We start from the raw sequence: 22,039 nt of genomic DNA, 5'->3' as shown, positions 1-22,039 counted from the left end.
GATCTCAAAAAAAGGCTTTACGTTAGATTTCAAATTGTGTCAGGTTTCTTACGCCTTCATTGGGCGAGTGATAGGACGATCTCGCCAGAGATTGTCGCTATCGGACAAAAACTGTTCCATTGCTAAACAAGGAAGTGTGTTTATGTCGAAAGTTAAAGCTAATGCTATTGATACCGCCGAACAGGCTTTCCAGTTGTTCGCAGCGCCACAACCGCTGGCCGCAGCCAGTTCGGCGTATAACCAGATCAATAGCTTCAGCCATCAATATGATCGTGGCGGCAACCTCACGGTCAATGGCAAACCCTCCTTCTCCGTCGATCAGGCCGCCACTCAGTTGCTGCGCGACGGCGCTGCCTACCAGGACAAGGATGGCAGCGGCAAGATCGAACTCACCTACACGTTCCTGACATCGGCATCGTCCAGCACGATGTACAAGCACGGGATCAGCGGGTTCAGCAAGTTCAGTGCTCAACAGCAAACCCAGGCCAAGCTCGCCATGCAATCCTGGGCCGATGTGGCCAATGTCACCTTCACCGAGAAAGCCTCGGGCGGCGATGGCCACATGACCTTCGGTAACTACAGCGGGGGCCAGGATGGCGCTGCGGCGTTCGCTTATCTGCCAGGCACCGGCGCCGGTTATGACGGCACGTCGTGGTACCTGATCAACAGTGGCTACACGCAAAACAAGACGCCGGATCTGAACAACTACGGGCGCCAGACCCTGACGCACGAAATCGGCCATACCCTGGGCCTGGCTCACCCTGGCGACTACAACGCCGGCAATGGCAACCCGACCTACAATGACGCGACCTACGGGCAAGACACCCGCGGCTACAGCGTCATGAGTTACTGGAGCGAGAGCAATACCAGCCAGAACTTCAGCAAGGGCGGGGTGGAAGCCTATTCCTCCGGGCCGTTGATGGACGATATCGCTGCGATCCAGAAGCTCTATGGCGCCAACATGAATACCCGTACCGGTGACACCACCTACGGCTTCAACTCCAACTCCGGTCGCGATTTCCTCAGCGCTTCGTCGTCGAGCGACAAGCTGGTGTTCTCGGTATGGGATGCGGGCGGCAAGGACACCTTCGACTTCTCGGGTTTCACCCAGAACCAGAAGATCAACCTCAATGAGGCTTCGTTCTCCGACGTTGGCGGCCTGGTGGGCAACGTGTCCATCGCCAAAGGTGTCACCATCGAGAACGCCATCGGCGGTTCGGGCAATGACCTGCTGATCGGTAACAGTGCGGCCAACGAGCTCAAGGGCGGTGCCGGCAACGACATCCTCTACGGGGCCGGTGGCGCCGACAAGCTGTGGGGCGGTGCAGGTTCGGACACCTTTGTGTTTGCGGCCAGCTCCGATTCCAGGCCGGGTGCGATTGATCAGATCCTCGATTTCGTCAGTGGTCTGGACAAAATCGACCTGACCGGCATCACCGGTGGCTCGGGCCTGCACTTCGTCAACTACTTCACCGGTTCGGCGGGTGATGCAGTGCTGACGTCGTCGGGTGGCAACAGCCTGTTGTCGGTGGACTTCTCCGGGCACGGCGTGGCGGACTTCCAGGTCAGCACCGTTGGCCAGGCAGCGATCAGCGACATCGTGGCGTGATGTGAACCAAGAGGGCGGCGCTTGAGGCGCCGCTTTCTTCGCTTGCATCGTCTAGGCTGGTACGCAAGGCTACACGCCGGAGTGAAGTTTCCTATGAGTCGAAAGGTTTTTACCTACATAACGGTGGCGTGGCTGGTGGCGACGCTGATGATGATTTCAGGAGAAACAAGCATGGCAAGCAGCCTCAGACTCGAAGATCCCTCGCAATTGGCCGGCCAATGGCAGGCGACCCTGACCGCTCGCAATGACGCCCCGGACGCGCAAAAACTTCAGGACAAACCATCGAATACTTGTGTCATCGACCTGCAATCGAATCAGACCGTTGGCAACGGTGCCGACTGTTTGGCTGCCTGGATAGAAGACACGCCCATGGGCTGGTTCCCCGAGCCGGACGGTATCTCGATTACCGGCAAGGAAGGCTCAAGAATCGTGTTTTTCAGCCGACAACGTGAAGGGCTCTATTCAAGTCATTTGAAGTCGGGTCTGATCATCACTTTTGAACGTGTAGCGCAATAAGCGTCGAGACGGCCAGTTGGATATAAGGTGATGCTTAATCGTTATAGGTCGGTCGACGTGAAAGCCGAAGTTGTTATTGAATTGTAATGGGCACTTGCAAGTTGTCTTGCGCCGGCGAACAGAAGACTAATTCAAACCTCGCCAAAGTTCGGCGAGATCAAACATTTCAGGAATAATCAATGAAGATGGCGAAGGCCCCAGCCACCGCGCCCTTATTCAAGGCCTTGGGCGACTACAAAAGTATTCTGATCAGTGTCGGTTGCTTTACCGCGCTGATTAACGTGCTGATGCTGGTGCCCTCTATCTATATGCTCCAGGTCTATGACCGGGTGCTGTCGTCGCAGAACGAAACCACCCTGGCGATGCTGTCGCTGATGGTTGTTGGTTTCTTCGCCTTTATCGGCCTGCTGGAAGTGGTGCGCAGCTTTATCGTGATCCGCATTGGCAGCCAACTGGAGCGCCGATTCAATTTGCGGGTTTATCAGGCGGCGTTCGAACGCAACCTGTTCAAGGGCGAGGGCAACGCAGGCCAATCGCTGGGCGACTTGACCCACATTCGCCAATTCGTTACCGGGCCTGCGCTGTTCGCGTTTTTCGACGCGCCGTGGTTCCCGGTGTATCTGTTCGTGATTTACCTGTTCAACGTCTGGCTCGGTGTGCTCGCCACAGCGGGTGCGTTGTTGCTGATCGCTTTGGCGTGCCTCAACGAATACATGACCAAAAAGCCGTTGGGCGACGCCGCCGGTTTTTCGCAAAAATCCAGCCAGCTAGCCACCAGCCACCTGCACAACGCCGAAACCATTCAGGCGATGGGCATGCTCGGTTCACTGCGCAAGCGCTGGTTCCAGGTGCATTCGCGCTTCCTCGGCTTGCAGAATCAGGCCAGCGACACCGGCGCGGTGATCAGCTCGCTGAGTAAAACCCTGCGCCTGTGCCTGCAATCGTTGGTGCTGGGCCTTGGTGCATTGCTGGTAATCAAGGGCGACATGACCGCCGGGATGATGATTGCCGGCTCGATTCTGATGGGCCGCGTGCTGAGCCCGATCGACCAGTTGATCGCCGTGTGGAAACAATGGAGCGGGGCGAAGCTGGCTTACCGTCGCCTCGATGCATTGCTGCAAGCCTTCCCGCCGAGCGATGACGCGATGGCCCTGCCGGCACCGAAAGGCCAGATTACCTTCGAGCAAGTCAGCGCCGGCCCGCCGGGGCAACGCACTGCGACCTTGCACATGGTCAATTTCAATCTGGAGGCCGGCGAAGTGCTCGGCGTGCTGGGGGCTTCCGGCTCCGGCAAGTCGACGCTGGCCCGTCTGCTGGTCGGTGTCTGGCCGACTCTGGGGGGCACCGTGCGCCTGGATGGCGCGGATATTCATCGCTGGAATCGCGACCAACTCGGCCCGTACATCGGCTATCTGCCTCAAGACATCGAGCTGTTCAGCGGCAGCATCGCCGAGAATATTGCGCGTTTCAGTGACGCTGATCCGCAGAAAGTCGTGGCCGCCGCGCAACAGGCCGGCGTCCACGAAATGATCCTGCGTCTGCCACAAGGCTACGACACGCAACTGGGTGAGGACGGCAGCGGCTTGTCCGGCGGTCAGAAGCAGCGAGTGGCATTGGCGCGCGCCCTGTATGGCACGCCAAGCCTGGTGGTGCTGGATGAACCCAACTCCAACCTCGACACCGTCGGCGAAGCGGCATTGGCCAGTGCCATTGCACAACTCAAGGCGCAAGGCACGACGGTGGTGCTGGTGACGCATCGTTCTTCAGTGCTGGCCCAGGCTGACAAGTTGCTGGTGCTCAACGAAGGCCGCCTGCAAGCCTTCGGCCCTAGCCAGGACGTGCTCAAGGCGCTGTCTGGTGCGGCCAATGAACAACAACGCGAGAAACCTGCGCAAGCACCGGGCGGGCTCAGTATGAGTCGGCAGTACCAGCCTTCGACAAGGAATTCGGGTGTATGAGCAGTGCCAGCATGAACACAGAAAACGAAGCGAACATGGAACACGCCTACATCACCGAGCGCCCGGAGCGCGATGCGAAATTCTTCGCGCGCATGGGCTGGATTCTGGCGATTGTCGGTGCCGGCAGTTTCTTCACATGGGCCGCGTTGGCGCCGCTCGATCAAGGCATTCCGGTGCAGGGCACTGTGGTGGTCTCAGGCAAACGCAAAGCGGTGCAGTCGATGAGCAGCGGTGTGGTCAGCCGCATTCTGGTGCGCGAAGGCGAGATCGTGAAGCAAGGCCAGCCGCTGTTTCGTCTCGATCAGACGCAAGTGGCGGCTGACGTGCAATCGCTGCAAGCCCAGTACCGCATGGCGTGGGCGAGCCTGGCGCGCTGGCAGGCCGAGCGCGACAACCTCAAGCAAGTGATCTTCCCGGCCGAACTGAGCAACGACCCGGACCCGCGCCTGGCGTTGGTGCTGGAGGGGCAGCGCCAACTGTTCAGCAGCCGTCGCGAAGCGTTTTCCCGCGAGCAAGCCGGATTGCGCGCCAGCATTGAAGGGGCGACCTCGCAACTGGCCGGCATGCGCCGTGCACGCACCGATCTGAATGCACAGGCCAATTCCCTGCAACAACAACTCAGTAACCTGCAGCCACTCGCGGACAACGGTTACATCCCGCGCAACCGCTTGATGGAGTACCAGCGCCAACTGTCGCAAGTGCAGCAGCAACTGGCGGAAAACGCCGGCGAAAGCGGTCGTGTGGAGCAGGGCATACTCGAATCGCGCCTCAAGCTGCAACAGCACAGCGAGGAGTATCAGAAGGAAGTCCGCACGCAACTGGCCGACGCGCAACTCAAAAGCGTGACCCTGTCCGAGCAACTGATCTCCGCCGGTTTCGACTTGCAACACAGCGAAATTCTTGCAACCGCCGATGGCGTGGCGGTCAATCTTGGCGTGCACACCGAAGGCGCTGTGGTACGTCAGGGTGAAACGCTGCTGGAGATCGTCCCGCAAGGCACGACGCTGGAGGTGGAAGGGCATTTGCCGATCAACCTGATCGACAAGGTCGGCCCTCATTTGCCGGTGGACATCCTGTTTACCGCGTTCAACCAGAGTAAAACCCCGCGGGTGCCGGGTGAGGTCAGCCTGATTTCCGCCGACCAGATGGTCGATGAGAAAACCGGTGTGCCGTATTACGTGCTGCGCAGCAGTGTCAGCGATCAGGCCATGGAAAAACTCAACGGTCTGGTGATCAAGCCTGGCATGCCGGCAGAAATGTTCGTGCGCACGGGCGAGCGCTCACTTCTCAACTATCTGTTCAAACCGCTGCTCGACCGGGCCGGCTCCGCGTTGACCGAGGAATAAGGATGTTCGGCTGTATGAATAAGCTTTCCATACTGACGGCCGCGTTCGCGCTGCTGGCGGGCAACAGTGCACTGGCGGCCATGGGGCCGTTCGAGATTTACGAGCAGGCGCTGCGCAATGATCCAGTGTTCCTGGGGGCGATCAAGGAGCGCGACGCGGGCCTTGAGAACCGCGCCATTGGTCGCGCCGGGCTGTTGCCCAAAATCGGTTACAACTACAACAAGGGCCACAATACCTCGAAGGTCACGCAAATTAATGAGCGCGGCAACTACACCGAGAACCGCAACTACAACAGTTACGGCTCGAGCCTGACGCTGCAACAGCCGTTGCTGGATTACGAAGCGTATGCGGCCTATCGCAAAGGTGTTGCGCAGTCGCTGTTTGCCGACGCGAATTTTCGCGGCAGGAGCCAGGAACTGCTGGTGCGGGTGTTGGATAACTACACCAAAGCCTTGTTTGCTCAGGATCAGATCGACATTGCCCAGGCCAAGAAGAAGGCCTATGAGCAGCAATTCCAGCAAAACGAGCACATGTTCAAGCAGGGCGAGGGCACGCGCACCGACATTCTGGAAGCCGAGTCGCGCTATGAACTGGCGACCGCCGAGGAAATCGAGGCGCACAACGAGCAGGACGCCGCGTTGCGTGAGTTGGGGGCGCTGGTCGGTGTGCCAGCCGTGGACATCAGCGATCTGGCGCCACTGGATCAGAGTTTCCAGACCTTTGCGCTGCAACCTGCCAATTACGACACGTGGCACGAACTGGCAATCAGCAACAATCCGAACCTGGCCTCGCAACGTCAGGCAGTCGAAGTGGCGCGCTATGAAGTGGAACGTAATCGCGCCGGGCATCTGCCCAAGGTTAGCGCGTACGCGACGGTGCGCCAGAACGAATCGGAAAGCGGCAACACGTACAACCAGCGCTATGACACCAACACCATTGGTTTTGAAGTGAGCGTGCCTTTGTACGCGGGTGGTGGCGTGTCGGCCTCGACACGTCAGGCCAGCCGTACCATGGAGCAGGCCGAATACGAACTCGATGGCAAGACTCGCGAAACGCTGATCGAACTGCGTCGCCAATTCAACGCCTGCCTGTCAGGGGTGAATAAATTGCGTGCTTATCAAAAGGCGCTGACCTCGGCCGAAGCGCTGGTGTTGTCGACCAAGCAGAGCATTCTCGGCGGTGAACGGACCAATCTGGATGCGTTGAACGCTGAGCAACAACTGTTTACCACCCGCCGCGATCTGGCGCAGGCGCGGTACGACTATTTGATGGCCTGGACCAAATTGCACTACTACGCCGGCACCTTGAGCGAGCAGGATCTGGCTCGGGTGGATGAGGCGTTTGTTGTTGCTCATCAGCCCTGACCGTCAGGGAAAGCGCTGAGTGAGGGCCTCAAGCAACACCGCAGAAGAATCTGCATAAAACAATAAAAGTGAGTCGTGAACATGGACGTACACATCAAGCCGGCAGCGGTCGGCACGCTGTTGCTCGCTGTTTCTGTTACTCAGGCCCAGGCGCAATACCTGGAACCTGGTAGGCCCGGCGATCCCGCCAGTTGGCGTAGTGCCGAATTCCAGCGTGACTGGGGCCTTGAGCGCATGCAGGCCGATCAAGCCTACGCCACCGGCATTACCGGCATTACCGGCAAGGGCGTCAAGATTGGCGCGCTCGATTCCGGTTTCGATGCTGCCCATCCCGAGTTTGCCCCTGACCGCTATCACCCGGTGCAGGCCAACGGCAGCTACATCGACGGCGCACTGTTCAGCATCGACGGCAACGTCAACCCCAACAACGACGCCCATGGCACCCACGTCGTCGGCACCATGGGCGCGGCCCGTGACGGTGCGGGCATGCACGGCGTGGCTTACAACGCGCAAATCTACGTCGGCAACACCAACAAGAACGACCGTTTCCTGTTTGGCCCCAATCCTGATCCGCGCTATTTCAAAGCGGTTTATGACGCACTGGCCGATGCCGGCGTGCGGGCGATCAACAACAGTTGGGGCAGCCAGCCGCCGGATGTCAGTTACCGCACACTCGCCGATTTGCAGGCGGCCTACGCCCAGCACTTCAACAAAGGCACCTGGCTCGACGCGGCTGCCGACGTCTCGCGACGCGGGGTGATCAACGTCTTCAGCGCGGGCAACAGTGGCTATCCGAACGCCAGCGTGCGCTCGACGTTGCCGTACTTTCAGCCGGATCTTGAAGGTCATTGGCTGGCGGTGTCGGGCCTGGATCAAAGCAATCAGCAGAAGTACAACCAGTGCGGCGTCGCCAAATTCTGGTGCATTACCACGCCGGGGGCGAAGGTCGACAGCACCGTTCCCGGCGGCGGTTACGCGATCAAGTCCGGCACCTCGATGTCGGCGCCACACGCGACCGGGGCACTGGCGCTGGTGATGGAACGTTACCCGTACATGAACAATCAGCAGGCGCTCGAAACGCTGCTGACCACCGCCACGCAACTCGATGGTTCAGTGACCGATGCGCCCAGCGAGCGAGTCGGTTGGGGGGTGGCCAACCTGAACCGGGCGATGCACGGGCCGGGGCAGTTGCTCGGCACGTTCGACGTCAGCCTGGCGGGCGGACAGAGCGATGTGTGGAGCAACGACATCTCCGACAAGGCATTGATTCAGCGCCAACGCGAAGACCTTGCCGAACACAGTGCCTGGCAGCAAACCTTGCGGGACAAGGGCTGGCAGAACGGTGTCGGGGCCAATGCCAGTCAACAGGATCTAACCGATTACGCGGTGGGCAGCGCTCGCGACGCTGCAGCAGCGGGGCGGACGTATCAAGGCAGCCTGATCAAGTCCGGCGCCGGGCGTTTGATCCTCACCGGGGAAAACACTTATCGCGGTGCCACCACGATCAACGGCGGCTTGCTGACGGTCAACGGGTCGCTGACGTCAGCCGTCACCGTGAACGACAGCGGCACGCTTGGCGGTTCCGGCCGGGTCGGTTCATTGACCGCCAACAGCGGTGGCCGGGTGGCGCCGGGCAATTCCATCGGCACCTTGAACGTGGCCGGCGATGTCAATTTCGCACCGGGTTCGACGTATGCCGTTGAACTGTCGCCCACCAGCAGCGACCGTATCGTTGCCGGCGGTACCGCGACCGTCAGCGGCGCAACCGTCAGCCTGTCACTGGAAAACAGCCCCACCTTGCTCAGTACCGCCGAGGCGCAAAGCCTGCTCGGGCGCCAGTACACCATCCTGCAAGCGGCCGGTGGCATCGAGGGCCAGTTCGGCGCTGTGCTGCCGAACTATCTGTTTATCGGCGCCAGCCTCGACTACGCCGCCAGTGGTATTGAACTCAACGTCGAACGCAACGCGAACACGTTTGCCAGCGTCGGCCAAACGCCGAATCAACGTTCGGTGGCCGCTGCAATCGAAGGCTTGGGCGCGGGCAACTCGGTTTACGAAAGTGTGCTGCTGTCGCCAGACGCGGCTGTCGCGCAACACGCCTTCCAGCAACTGAGCGGCGAAATCTACCCGGCCCTCGGTTCGGCGCTGATCAACGACAGCCGCCCGTTGCGCGATGCGGTGGCCGAGCGTTTACGTGAACCCCGCGCTGCGCTAAGCAATGGCTGGATCAAAGGCCTCGGCGCATGGGGCAGCACCGATTCGAGTCATGACGCGGCGGGTTACAGCACGTCGATTGGCGGTCTTCTGGCCGGTGTCGACGGCGCGCTGGACGAGCAGACCCGCATCGGTCTGGTCACCGGTTACAGCGACAGCTCGCTTGGCATGGGTTCGGGCACGCATTCCTCGGCCAAGGTCGACAGCTATCACCTGGGTGCCTACGCCGGACATGACATTGGTGCCTGGCGCTTGAGCACCGGCGCGGCCTACAGCTGGCATCGCGCCGATGTGAAGCGTGATTTGCAGTACGGCAACGTCAGCGCCAAACAGAAAGCCAAGGTGGAGGCGAGCACCGCCCAAGTGTTTGGCGAGGCAGCTTATCGATTGGCCCTGCAGCCACTCGCGCTGGAGCCGTTTGCCAATCTGGCCTACGTGCATCTGGACAGCGAGGGCTTTACCGAGAAGGGCGCTGGTGCCGCGCTGAAAAGCTCGGGCGATCAGCGTGACGCGGTGCTGAGCACGCTCGGCGTGCGGGCGATCAAGACCTTCAATCTGTCGGCTCAGCAGACACTGGATGTGAGCGGCCACCTCGGCTGGCAACACAGCCTGAGCGACATCGAATCCGAGCAACACCTGCGCTTTGCCAGCGGGGGCACGCCTTACTCGGTGGAGAGTTCGGCGCTGGTACGCGATGCCGCGCTGGTCGGCGTGCAAGCGAGCCTGGCGCTGAGCCGCGATGTACGGGTGAATTTTGATTACAGCGCACAACTGGCCAATCGCGAGAAGAGCCACGGCGTCGGCGTGAGTCTGAACTGGCTGTTTTGAACAAACGGATTTTTCGCAACATCACTAAGGAAGGTCGCTGGATGAATAACAACAATACCTGCGCGCAATCGGGTGGTCGCTTCGCCCTTAAAACCCTGAATTGCGCGGTGTTGTGCGCACTGACCACCTGGGGCACAGCGCAGGCTGCACCCTATGTGGAAAACGGTCGCACGGGCGATGCCAGCAGTTGGCGCAGCGCCGAATTCCAGGCCGATTGGGGGCTGGGCGCTATCGGGGCCGATTACGCCTACGCCGCCGGTTACACCGGCAAAGGCGTCAAGTTGGGGATCTTTGACCAACCGGTGTACGCCGCGCACCCGGAGTTTTCCGGCAGCAACAAAGTCATCACGCTGGTCACCCGGGGTATTCGCGAATACACCGACCCGTACATCCCGGTCAAAGCCGGGGATACGTTCCTTTATGACGGTTCGCCCTCAGTCGGCTCCAACGGCAAACTTGGCGCCCACGGCACCCACGTCGGCGGCATCGCGGCGGGCAGTCGCGATGGCGGTCCGATGCACGGCGTGGCGTTCGGCGCGCAAATCATCAGCGCCGACAACGGCGACCCAGGCCCGGAAGACGGCATTGTTCGCGGCAACGACGGCGCGGTGTACAAGGCCGGGTGGGATGCGCTGATCGCCAGCGGCGCGCGGATCATCAACAACAGTTGGGGCATCGGCATTACCGACCGTTTCGACCTTGGCGGCCGCGACCCGGCGTACCCGCACTTCACGGTCAACGACGCACAATTGCAGTTCAACGAGATCCGCACACTGCTCGGCACCAAGCCCGGCGGTGCGTATGACGGGGCGATTGCCGCCGCACGCAGCGGCATCGTCACGATCTTCGCCGCCGGCAACGATTACAACCTCAACAACCCGGACGCCATCGCCGGCCTCGGCTATTTCGTCCCGGACATTGCGCCGAACTGGATCACCGTCGCGGCGTTGCAACAGAACCCGAGTCTGGCCAGTTCCGACCCGTACATCATCAGTACGTTTTCTTCGCGTTGCGGTTACACCGCGAGTTTCTGCGTCTCGGCACCGGGTACGCGGATCTACAGCTCGATCATCAGTGGCACCAACGCTGACAACCTCGCCACGGGTTACGCCAACTACAACGGCACCTCAATGGCCGCGCCGCATGTGGCCGGCTCCATGGCCGTGTTGATGGAGCGCTTCCCGTACATGTCCGGCGATCAGGTCGCCAGCGTTTTGCGAACCACGGCCACCGACCTTGGCGCACCGGGCATCGACGCCTTGTACGGCTGGGGCATGATCAACCTGCGCAAAGGCATTGATGGCCCGGCGATGTTCGTCACCGAGCAGGACATTCCGGCTGAATTCCGTATCGACGGCGCCTATGGCTCCGGCCAGTTTGTCGCGGATTTGCCCGGCATCGGCGCGATCATCGACCAAGGCAAACCCACCGAGCGCGTGTGCACCGACATCACGTGCGGTCTCGATACCTGGCGCAACGACATTTCCGGGCACGGCGGTTTGACCAAACAAGGCATCGGCACGCTGGTGCTGACCGGTAACAACACCTACAGCGGCCCGACCCTGGTCAATCAGGGGCGCCTGGCCATCAACGGGTCGCTGCAATCGGCGGTCACCGTGAATGACGGCGGTATCCTCGGCGGTAACGGCCACATCGGCGCGCTGTCGGTGAAAAGCGGCGGTACGGTCGCTCCGGGCAACTCTATCGGCACCCTGAATGTGGCGGGGGATGTGACCTTCGCGCCGGGCTCGACCTACGCGGTGGAGTTATCGCCAACCAGCAGTGACCAGATCATTGCGACCGGCAAGGCTGTGATCGAAGGGGCGACGGTGAGCATGTCGCTGGAAAACAGCCCGACACTGCTGACCACCGGCCAAGTGAAAAGCCTGCTGGGCACCCAATACAACATCCTGCAAGCGGCGGGCGGTATCGAAGGACGCTTCGGGCAGGTGCTGCCGGACTACGCGTTCCTCGGTGGCACCCTCGATTACTCGGCAGGTGGCATTCAACTGGCGGTGGGGCGTAACGACGCATCGTTCGCCAGCGTGGGGCTGACGCCGAACCAGCGCGCCGTCGGTGCCGCTGCCGAGCGTTTGGGCGCGGGCAATGCCCTGTTCGAAACGCTGTTGTTGTCACCAAACGCGGCATCGGCGCAGCAAGCGTTCCAGCAGTTGTCCGGTGAGATTCACCCGGCCATTGGTACCCTGTTGATCAACGACAGCCGTTACCTGCGCGATGCCGTGGGTGAACGTCTGCGCGAACGTGACCTGTTCAATGCCAATGCCCCCACCGACGATCGCAGCAACGCTTGGGTCAAGGTGCTGGGTTCCTGGGGGAGCAGTGACGGCGGGTACAAAAATGCTGACAGCACCACCTCCATCGGCGGCTTGCTGGCCGGCGTTGACGGCTTGATAACTGAAGATACCCGTCTGGGCTTCGTGACCGGTTATAGCGACAGCTCGTTGAACATGGGCAGTGGCACGCATTCCTCGGCGTCGGTCGACAGTTATCACTTGGCTGCCTATCTGGGCCATGAAATCGATGCGCTGCGCCTGACCGTTGGCGGTGCGTATAGCTGGCATCGCATCGATGTGAAACGTGACCTGCAATTGGCCGATGTCAGCGGCAAGCAGAAGGTCAAACGCGATGCGAGCACTGCGCAATTGTTCACAGAGGCGGCTTACGATCTGCGTCTGCAACCGATGAACCTGGAACCGTTCGCCAATCTGGCTTACGTGCACCTCAACAGCGACAGCTTCACCGAGAAGGGTGACGCCACCGCACTGAAGGGCGGCGAAGACAATCGTGATGCAGTGCTGTCGACCCTCGGTGTACGGGCCAAACGCACGTTTGCCCTGTCGGACAAGCACCAGTTGGAACTGGGTGCGAGCCTGGGCTGGCAACACAACCTGAGCAGCGTTGATGCCGAGAGTCACCTGGCCTTCGCCAACGGCAACAGTGCGTTCAAGGTGCAGAGTGTGTCGATGGAGCGTGATGCTGCTGTGGTCGGCGTGCGTGCCGGTCTGGCGCTCAATCGCGATGTGCGGGTCAACCTGGATTACAACGGGCTGATCGGTTCCCATGAGAAAGACCACGGTGTTGGCCTGACTCTGGACTGGCAGTTCTGATTTGAAAGAGGGAGCACAACATGGGACTGTTTGATTACAAAAATGCCGATGGCAAAGCGTTGTACAGCGATGCCATCGCACTGACGCTGTACGCCTACACGCCGACGGGGCAGCCATTGCCGGCGACCGGTTGGAGGCCGGTCACGGCGACGGCGCTGGGTTATCAGGGCAACGTCGGCGCGCAGGGAACGTTCTTCGGCGAGAAGGACGGCTTCACCAGCGCCGAGGCCGAAGTGCTCGGCAAATACGACGCCGCCGGCCAGTTGATTGGTATCGGCATTGCCTTTCGTGGCACCGGTGGGCTGGGTTACAGCGACACCTTCGGGGACTTGAAAAACAACCTGCTGGCCGCCGTCGGGCCGTCGGATTACGCGAGCAACTACGCCAAAAATGCGTTCGACAACCTGCTCAAGGCTGTCGCAACGTTTGCCATTGCTCACGGCATCGCCGCCAAAGACGTGCTGGTCAGCGGCCACAGCCTTGGCGGCCTGGGCGTCAACAGCGTCGCGGATCTGAGCGCCAGTCACTGGGGCGGTTTTTTCAAGGATGCCAACTACATCGCCTTCGCTTCGCCCACCCAGAGCAGCACCGGTACCCACGTGCTGAACATCGGCTACGAGAACGATCCGGTGTTCCGCGTGCTCGACGGCACCACGTTCAGCAGCGCCTCGATGGGCAAACACGACAAGCCGCATGATTCGACCACCGACAATATCGTCAACTTCAACGACAACTACGCGTCCACCGCACAGAACCTGGTGCCGTTCAGCATCATCAATCCGCTGAGCTGGTCGGCGCATGGTTCGCTGGGGTATGCCGATGGTTTGAATCGGGTCATTGGCTCAACGTTCTACAACCTGACCAGCAAGGACTCGACCATCATCGTCTCCAACCTGGAGGCGTCATCCCGGGGTAACACCTGGGTCGAAGACTTGGGGCGCAGCGGCGAACCGCACACTGGCAGCACCTTCATCATCGGCACAAACAGCAATGACTGGCTCAAGGGCGGGGCGGGCAACGACCTCCTCGAAGGCTTGGGCGGTGATGACCGTTTTCGGGATGATGGCGGCTTCAACATCCTGCTCGGCGGCCAGGGCCACAACACCTTTGAGCTGCACAAACCGTTGCAGAACTTCAGCTTCGCCAACGACGGTGACGGCACGCTGTACGTTCGCGACGCCTACGGCGGCATCAGCATGACTCGCGACATTGGCGCGCTGGTGAGCAAGGAGGCGGGGTCATGGTGGGGCAGCAAGGACATCACCTGGGGCGTCACCGCCAAGGGGCTGACCCATGGCAGCGAACTCACGCAGTACAACCATTCACTCAACGGCGATGCATACGGCAATGCGCTGCACGCGACGGCCGACGGTGACTGGCTGTTCGGTCTGGGAGGTGACGACCAACTGATCAGCGACAAGGGCCATGTGACGTTCGTGGGCGGCGCCGGTAACGACGTGATGACCGCGGTGGGTGGCAACAACACCTTCCTGTTCAGCGGCGCGTTCGGTTTTGATGCCATCAACGGGTATCAGGGCAACGACAAACTGGTGTTCATGGGCGTCGAAGGTGCGGGCCAGGGCTACGACTACAAGCAACATGTCGCGCAGGCTGGCAACGATACCGTGCTGAAGATTGGCGACTATGCCGTGACCCTGATCGGGGTTGGAGTGGCTAACCTGTCGGACTCGGCGTTCGTGTTCGCTTAGATCCTGCTCGCATAGAGCGATGTGCACGATGTGTTGAAATGCTCCGGGGCGTCCCGCGTGGGGAGCCCTGGCTGTGAGCTATCTCTGAACAATTCCAACAAGAAGAGAGGCAATGGCAATGGGTGTGTATGACTACAAAAACTTCGGTACAGCCGATTCCAAGGCGTTGTTCAGCGACGCCATGGCCATCACGCTGTATTCCTACCACAACCTCGATAACGGCTTTGCCGCCGGGTACCAGCACAACGGCTTCGGTCTCGGCCTGCCGGCCACGCTGGTTACCGCGCTGATTGGTGGCACCGATTCACAAGGGGTGATCCCCGGTGTTCCGTGGAATCCCGACTCGGAAAAACTCGCGCTTGATGCGGTGAAGAAGGCGGGCTGGACGCCGATCACTGCCTCGCAATTGGGTTACGACGGCAAGACCGACGCGCGCGGAACCTTCTTTGGCGAGAAGGCCGGTTACACCAGCGCTCAAGTCGAAATCCTCGGCAAGTACGACGCACAAGGTCATCTCACCGAACTGGGCATTGCCTTTCGCGGCACCAGTGGCCCGCGGGAAATCCTCATCGGTGACTCGATCGGCGACGTGATCAATGACCTGCTCGCGGCATTCGGCCCCAAGGATTACGCCAAGAACTACGTCGGCGAAGCCTTCGGCAATCTGCTCAATGACGTGGTGGCGTTCGCCAAGGCCAACGGCCTCAGCGGCAAGGACGTGCTGGTCAGCGGCCACAGCCTCGGTGGCCTCGCGGTCAACAGCATGGCGGACTTGAGCAGCGGCAAGTGGGGCGGGTTCTTCGCCGATTCCAACTACATCGCCTACGCCTCGCCGACCCAAAGCAGCACTGACAAGGTGCTCAACGTCGGCTACGAGAACGACCCGGTGTTTCGCGCGCTCGACGGCTCGACGTTCACCGGCGCTTCGGTCGGCGTGCACGATGCGCCCAAGGAGTCGGCCACCGACAACATCGTCAGCTTCAATGACCACTACGCTTCGAACGCATGGAATGTGCTGCCGTACTCGATCCTCAACATCCCAACCTGGATCTCGCACCTGCCCACCGCCTATGGCGACGGGATGAATCGGGTCATCGAGTCGAAGTTCTACGACCTGACCAGCAAGGACTCGACGATCATCGTCGCCAACCTGTCGGACCCCGCGCGGGCCAATACCTGGGTGCAGGACCTCAATCGCAACGCCGAAACCCACAAGGGCAGCACGTTCATCATCGGCAGCGACAGCAACGATCTGATCCAGGGCGGCAGTGGCAATGACTATCTGGAGGGCCGCGCCGGCAACGACACTTTCCGCGACAGCGGCGGCTACAACATCATCCTTGGCGGACAGGGCAGCAATACCCTGGATCTGCAGCAATCGGTGAACAAGTTCGACTTCGCCAATGATGGTGCGGGCAATCTGTACATTCGCGATGCCAATGGCGGGATCAGCCTGACCCGCGACATCGGCAGCATCGTCACCAGGGAGCCAGGTTTCCTCTGGGGCCTGTTCAAGGATGATGTGACCCACAGCGTCACGGCCGGCGGACTGAAGGTCGGCAACAATGTCACGGCGTACGAATCCAGTGTGAAGGGCACATATGGCGCTGACACGCTTAAGGCACATGCCGGTGGTGACTGGTTGTTTGGCCTGGATGGCAACGACCATTTGATCGGCGGCGCGGGCAATGACGTATTTGTCGGCGGCGCCGGTAATGACTTGATGGAATCGGGTGGCGGGGCCGATACGTTCGTGTTCAACGGCGCGTTCGGCCAGGATCGGGTGGTGGGTTTTACGTCGAACGACAAGCTGGTGTTCTTCGGCGTACAGGGTGTTTTGCCCAACGAAGACTTCCGCGCTCATGCCTCATCGGTGGGGCAGGACACGCTGCTGACGTTTGGCAGTGATTCGGTAACGTTGGTCGGGGTCTCGCTCAATAGCTTGAGTGGCGACGCGATTGTGATCGCTTGATGTTGGAGGGGGGGCTGTAAGGGCCCCTTCGCGAGCAAGCCCGCTACTACACTGGATCTGTGTCGCTCACAGGTTCCCTGTAGGGCGGACTTGTTCGCGAAGTCCAATAGCGCGGCGGTAAAACGTGACTCATTGGCGACTACCTGACTCTCAACCCCTGCAGTAACAGGAATCGGCACTAAAGCCTGGGCGTGCGCGCACGTCATGTACAGGCAGCCATTGAGTACAGGAGATTCAAACGTGAGAGGTTTCAAGAGGTATGTCGGGTTTGTGGGGCTGGCGCTGAGTTCGGCCAATGCCTGGGCCGATCTGCCTCAAAGCTCGATCCTGAGCCGTTATGGAATAACCGACGATCAACTGCCTGGCCCGGCTAAAACCGAGGTGGTGGAACCCGTCGAAGAGAAAAGCCGCTTTCAGATTCAGCCCGAACAACCGTTCGTGACTATCCGCCTGGGGGACGGGAAACAACCGCAAACCACCGGCAATCTGAGCATCGATCGCATGGTCCAGCAGGAGCTTGAACGGTGCCAGCGCTTACAGAGGGAAGTCGCCCGGCGTGGCGGGACTTACATGCGTTGCGATAACAGCATTCCTGGAATGACGATATCTGAGTAAATGGCCTTCAGGAGCTGCCGCAACGGCAGCTCCGCCCGCAACGGTCAGTCTTCCTTGCGCACCGTGGCCACTTCATCAGCGCGTACTTTGACTTTCGCACCGGAAATATCCTCGAACTCGTAGAAGCCATCCCTGGTTTCGGTTTTCGGCATGTCCTTGGTCAGGTACTGAGTGCCGTTTTGCAGGGTGACCACGGTCTGGGTCGAGCAACCGCCCAAGGTCAGCAGGGCCGCTACCGCCAGGGGGATGCCCAGTGTCTTGATATTCATATCCACCTCAAATGCCTCATTTCGCGTGATACCGAGCAATGTCGGAGTCCTAGGCGGTTGGTGCCATCGCGCCGGGAAAAGTTCTATTGGCCGGTTAAAAATGCCATTTATCTTTTTCCGTTTGCGCCGGGTGGGGCAGAGCTGTTATCTGTACGCATAACCAGTATTCGTCCTCCATGGCCCTGAATTCCCGTGACTGCCAATCCCCTTGATGATCCGTTCTATTACCTCAACAACTTCCGGCAAGTGCTTGATTGGCTTGAGCTTCGTTATGCCGATGTATTGAGCGAAGCGGAGCACGCATTTATCGGCGACGTTCAAAACGTTGCCTCGCGCGTCGCAGGGCTTGCTGGTGCGGATGGTCATGCGCAAGGGCGTGCATTTTCGTGCCGGCAAGCTCAGTTACGCGGAAATCGGCGATATCGCCTGTGCGGCGCAACCGTTGCTGGCTTGCGGCTGGCTCGACGAACACGCGCCGTTGGCGATGGCAGAACTGTTTGATGTGTTGCTCAAAGCCGAGATTGTGCAAGCGTTCGGCGCCTTTATCGAGCAACCCAAGGGGCGCAAGGACGACTGGCTGGCGCTGCTCGCCGAGCAGTTCCCCGAAGCCAGAAGCCTGCGCGACTGGGCGCCTCTGCTGGCTGAGCGCTTGTTCAGCCTGACCATCATGGACCTGTGCGATCGCTTGCGACTGATGTTTTTCGGCAACCTGTATCAGGACTGGTCCGAATTCGTGTTGGCTGACCTCGGCATCTTTACCTACGAAAAAGTCGAGTTCTGCGCCGATTCCCGTGGTCTGCGCAGCCGTGAGGACGTCGACGCGTGTCTGTTTCTGCACCACTGCCAATTGCGCTTCGAGGCCGGTGAGCCACTGGAAACCATTGTCGGGCAGGTCAGCGCCTTGCACTTCGACAACCCCTGGCTGCAACGGCGACGCGCCAAGGTGTTGTTCCAGATCGCCCAATACTGCGAACGCATCAGCGAGTTTGCTTTGGCCCTGACTGTCTATCGCGATTGCGCCTATCCCGGTGCTCGCTTGCGGATGATCCGCGTGCTGGAACGCCGCAGCGAATACGGCCGGGCGCTGGAACTGGCCACGCTCGCCGAACAAACCCCCGAAAGCGCTGCCGAGCAGCAAGGCCTGCAACGGATTTTGCCGCGCTTGCGGCGCAAACTCGGTGGTCCGCCGCTCAAACGTGCGATGACAAAACCGGTGGAGCGTCTGGATCTGCACTTGCCGCGCAGCGATCCCGCGCTGTCGGTGGAGTATTACGTGCAGGCGCACTTGCATGACGAAGAGGGCCCGGTGCATTACGTTGAAAACAGCCTGATCAACTCATTGTTCGGGTTGCTCTGCTGGCCGGCGATATTCGCACCGTTGCCGGGGGCGTTCTTTCACCCGTTTCAGCGCGGGCCGGTGGACCTGCTCAATGAAGACTTCTCGCAACGCCGCGCCGACGTGTTTCAAGCCTGCCTCGCTGAGCTGGAGGATGGCCGTTATGCCGCCACCATCCGCGAGCGCTTTGTCGCCAAGTGGGGCATACAGTCGCCGTTCGTGTTCTGGGGTGCATTGAATGAAGAACTGCTGGAGCAAGCGCTGGCCTGTCTGCCCGCCGAACACCTCAAACACTGGTTCCAGCGTTTGCTGCTCGACATCAAGGCCAACCGTACCGGCATGCCGGACCTGATCCAGTTCTGGCCGCAGCACAAAACCTATCGAATGATCGAAGTCAAAGGTCCTGGCGACCGCTTGCAGGACAACCAACTGCGCTGGCTGGAGTTTTGCCACCAACACCAGATGCCGGTCGCGGTGTGTTACGTGCAATGGGCGGAGCAGAGCGCTTGAGCTACAGCGTTGCGGTGCGCGCGCTGTGTGAGTTTACCGCCAAGACCGGCGACCTCGACCTGCGCTTCACGCCGTCACCGACGGCACTGGAAGGCATGGCCGGCCATCGCACCGTCGCGTCCAGGCGCAGCGACACCTATCAAAGCGAAGTGGCACTGGAAGGTGAGTTCCGCCAGTTGAAGGTCAAGGGCAGGGCGGATGGCTACGACCCGGCGCAAAACTGCCTCGAAGAAGTCAAAACCTACCGCGGCGATCTGAGCAAACAACCGGCCAATCACCGCCAGTTGCACTGGGCGCAGGCGAAGGTCTACGGGTGGCTGATGTGCTGCAAACTGCAACTTGAGCAGATCAATCTGGCGCTGGTGTATTTCGACATCGTCAGCGAAAAGGAAACCTGTCTGGTGGAAGCGTTCAGCGCCCAGACCTTGCAGGTTTTCTTCGAGCAGCAATGCGCTTTGTTCCTGCATTGGGCCGAACGGGAAATGGTGCATCGCCAGGCGCGTAATCTGGCCGCGCAGCAATTGGTGTTTCCCCATGCGGATTTTCGTCCGGGGCAACGCCATCTGGCGGAATCGGTATTCAAGGCTGTCAGCACGGGCCGTTGTCTGATGGCGCAAGCGCCCACCGGCATCGGCAAAACCCTCGGTACGCTGTTCCCGATGCTCAAGGCGTTGGCACCGCAGCAACTGGACAAAGTGTTCTTTCTGACCGCCAAGACACCGGGGCGCAAACTGGCGCTGGATGCCAGTCAGGTGTTGTTCGATCAATCGGCCACCTTGCCCTTGCGCGTGCTGGAGATGGTGGCTCGGGACAAGGCCTGCGAACACCCGGACAAGGCCTGTCACGGCGAGTCCTGTCCGTTGGCCCAGGGCTTTTATGATCGCCTGCCGGCCGCCCGTGAAGCGGCCAGTCGAATCCGCCGGCTCGATCAAGCAGCGATGCGTGAAGTCGCTGCACAGCATTCGGTGTGTCCGTATTACCTGAGCCAGGAAATGGCCCGTTGGGCGGACGTGGTGATCGCCGACTACAACTATTACTTCGATTTCAGCGCGTTGCTGTTCGGCCTCGCTCAGCTCAATCAATGGAAGGTGGCGGTCCTGGCGGACGAAGCACACAACCTCGTTGAGCGCGGTCGGCAGATGTACAGCGCCAGTCTCGATCAAGCCACGCTGGGCAGCGTTCGCAAAACAGCCCCCCAAGCGCTGAAAAACTCCCTGCAACGGGTCAACCGTGAGTGGAATGCGTTGCAGGCGCCGCAACTGGCGCCGTATCAGGCCTATGACAAGGCTCCGGAAAAACTCCTGCAGGCGATCGCCCTGTGTAGCGCAGCCATTGGCGACTACCTCAATGATCACCCGCAAGGGCTCGACAGCGGATTGCAGAACTTCTACTTCGATTTGCTGCAATTTGCCCGGGTGGCGGAACTGTACGACGCGCATTTCCTGTTCGACATCAGCAAGCGCGACCTCGACCGTAAACGCCCGCTATCGCAACTGTGCCTGCGCAACGTAGTGCCGGCGGCGTTCATTGGCCCGCGCCTCAAAGCGGCGCGTAGCTGCGTGCTGTTTTCCGCCACGCTGAGCCCGCGTCACTATTACGCCGATTTGCTCGGCACGCCGGCCGACACCGTTTGGATTGACGTCGAGTCGCCGTTCAGCGCCGAGCAATTGCAGGTGCAGGTCATCAGCCGGATTTCGACACGCTTCAATCATCGCCAGGCATCGCTGGAGCCGATTGTCGAACTGATCGCCCGGCAGTTCAGCGAGCGCCCGGGCAACTATCTGGCGTTCTTCAGCAGTTTCGATTACCTGCAACAGGTGGCAACGTTACTGGCCGAACGGCACCCAACCATCACCCTGTGGCAGCAGTCGCGAGGCATGGTCGAAGGGGCGCGGCAGGCCTTTCTCGACCAGTTCACCGCCGAGAGTCAGGGCGTTGGCTTTGCGGTCTTGGGCGGGGCCTTCGGCGAGGGTATCGACTTGCCGGGCGCGCGCCTGATCGGCGCGTTCATCGCCACGCTGGGACTGGCGCAACTCAATCCGGTCAATGAACAGTTGAAACGGCGCATGGCGGCGATTTTCGGTGCTGGCTACGACTACACCTACCTTTTTCCTGGCGTGCAGAAAGTCGTCCAGGCGGCCGGACGCGTGATCCGCACCCGCGAGGATCGCGGCGTGGTGATGCTGATCGACGACCGCTTTGCCGAGCGTCGGATCAAACAGTTGTTGCCACGCTGGTGGGCCATCCATAACGAAGCGCCTGCGCAACCGGATTGAATGACGCCCCGGTAAATCCGGCTGAACTAGTGCGTAACGCGATGCTTCTAAACGGTTCCCCCCGCTCCGGAGCGTGCGTCCCTTGTCTCGCATATTGACCCAGCCGACCGCTGAAGAAACCCTGACCGAACATGACGCCAAGATGTTCGGCTCGCCCAAGGAACGGCTGGATTTCTATCGCCGGGAGATCCAGTACGAAACCAGCATTCTCGCCAATCGCACCGACGCTTATCTGGCCGCACAGTCGTTTCTGGTGATTGCCTTTGCATCGTGCATGTCCAACCTCAACCCAGAGTGGGGCAAGTTGTTTACCTTGGTGGTGCCGGCGTTTCTGGCGCTACTCGGGCTGCTCAGTTCGCTCAACGCCTGGCCGGGAATTCGTGCGGCAT

Annotated in this window: 12 protein-coding genes and 2 pseudogenes; 13 read left to right on the top strand and 1 reads right to left on the bottom strand. The window is 60.3% G+C overall.

Features of this window, described 5'->3' with window-relative positions; genetic code table 11:
• Positions 1 to 142 precede the first annotated feature (142 nt).
• From AACY11_RS09170 to AACY11_RS09125, 10 genes are all read left to right on the top strand, one after another.
• Positions 143 to 1,609, top strand: a complete 1,467-nt coding sequence (locus AACY11_RS09170; protein WP_339494489.1) for a serralysin family metalloprotease — start codon at positions 143 to 145, stop codon at positions 1,607 to 1,609.
• Between the two features lie 93 nt (positions 1,610 to 1,702).
• The gene (locus tag AACY11_RS09165; protein ID WP_339494551.1) at positions 1,703 to 2,125 is read left to right on the top strand and encodes an AprI/Inh family metalloprotease inhibitor; all 423 of its coding nucleotides are present in this window, start codon (positions 1,703 to 1,705) and stop codon (positions 2,123 to 2,125) included.
• 179 nt (positions 2,126 to 2,304) lie between these two features.
• Positions 2,305 to 4,083, top strand: coding sequence for a type I secretion system permease/ATPase (locus tag AACY11_RS09160; RefSeq protein WP_339464220.1), 1,779 nt, complete (start codon positions 2,305 to 2,307; stop codon positions 4,081 to 4,083).
• Complete coding sequence (locus AACY11_RS09155; protein WP_339494487.1) at positions 4,080 to 5,429, top strand: HlyD family type I secretion periplasmic adaptor subunit; 1,350 nt, start codon at positions 4,080 to 4,082, stop codon at positions 5,427 to 5,429. Before AACY11_RS09160 ends, AACY11_RS09155 begins: the two co-directional genes overlap by 4 nt.
• A gap of 2 nt (positions 5,430 to 5,431) precedes the next feature.
• A complete protein-coding gene (locus tag AACY11_RS09150) occupies positions 5,432 to 6,793 on the top strand; it encodes a TolC family outer membrane protein (protein ID WP_339464217.1) in 1,362 nt (453 codons plus the stop codon).
• A gap of 81 nt (positions 6,794 to 6,874) precedes the next feature.
• Entirely contained in the window at positions 6,875 to 9,835 is a 2,961-nt protein-coding gene (eprS, locus tag AACY11_RS09145) for an autotransporter serine peptidase EprS (RefSeq protein ID WP_339494486.1), read from the top strand.
• Between the two features lie 41 nt (positions 9,836 to 9,876).
• Positions 9,877 to 12,963 (top strand): autotransporter domain-containing protein, encoded by a 3,087-nt coding sequence (locus AACY11_RS09140; protein WP_339494484.1) that lies wholly within the window; start codon positions 9,877 to 9,879, stop codon positions 12,961 to 12,963.
• A gap of 20 nt (positions 12,964 to 12,983) precedes the next feature.
• Positions 12,984 to 14,672: a polyurethane esterase gene (locus tag AACY11_RS09135; protein WP_339494483.1), complete on the top strand. Its 1,689-nt coding sequence runs from the start codon at positions 12,984 to 12,986 to the stop codon at positions 14,670 to 14,672.
• 118 nt (positions 14,673 to 14,790) lie between these two features.
• Positions 14,791 to 16,644 (top strand): polyurethane esterase, encoded by a 1,854-nt coding sequence (locus AACY11_RS09130; protein WP_339464309.1) that lies wholly within the window; start codon positions 14,791 to 14,793, stop codon positions 16,642 to 16,644.
• A 240-nt stretch (positions 16,645 to 16,884) separates the two neighbouring features.
• Positions 16,885 to 17,259, top strand: coding sequence for a hypothetical protein (locus AACY11_RS09125; protein WP_339464213.1), 375 nt, complete (start codon positions 16,885 to 16,887; stop codon positions 17,257 to 17,259).
• A 44-nt stretch (positions 17,260 to 17,303) separates the two neighbouring features.
• Here AACY11_RS09125 and AACY11_RS09120 read toward each other — a convergent pair whose 3' ends face one another.
• Positions 17,304 to 17,528, bottom strand: coding sequence for a YgdI/YgdR family lipoprotein (locus AACY11_RS09120; RefSeq protein ID WP_339464212.1), 225 nt, complete (start codon positions 17,526 to 17,528; stop codon positions 17,304 to 17,306).
• A gap of 192 nt (positions 17,529 to 17,720) precedes the next feature.
• Here AACY11_RS09120 and AACY11_RS09115 point away from each other — a divergent pair.
• From AACY11_RS09115 to AACY11_RS09105, 3 genes and pseudogenes are all read left to right on the top strand, one after another.
• Positions 17,721 to 19,374: pseudogene (locus AACY11_RS09115) on the top strand (VRR-NUC domain-containing protein).
• A complete protein-coding gene (locus AACY11_RS09110; RefSeq protein ID WP_339494481.1) occupies positions 19,371 to 21,650 on the top strand; it encodes an ATP-dependent DNA helicase in 2,280 nt (759 codons plus the stop codon). The pseudogene AACY11_RS09115 and the gene AACY11_RS09110 overlap by 4 nt, the downstream one beginning before the upstream one ends.
• Before the next feature lie 82 nt (positions 21,651 to 21,732).
• Positions 21,733 to 22,039: pseudogene (locus AACY11_RS09105) on the top strand (hypothetical protein); the annotation flags it as partial.

Origin of the sequence: Pseudomonas sp. RA_105y_Pfl2_P56, assembly GCF_963970845.1 — a bacterium.
In the GTDB taxonomy this organism is placed as follows: domain Bacteria; phylum Pseudomonadota; class Gammaproteobacteria; order Pseudomonadales; family Pseudomonadaceae; genus Aquipseudomonas; species Aquipseudomonas baetica_A.
This window is presented reverse-complemented; position numbering and strand designations above follow the sequence as displayed.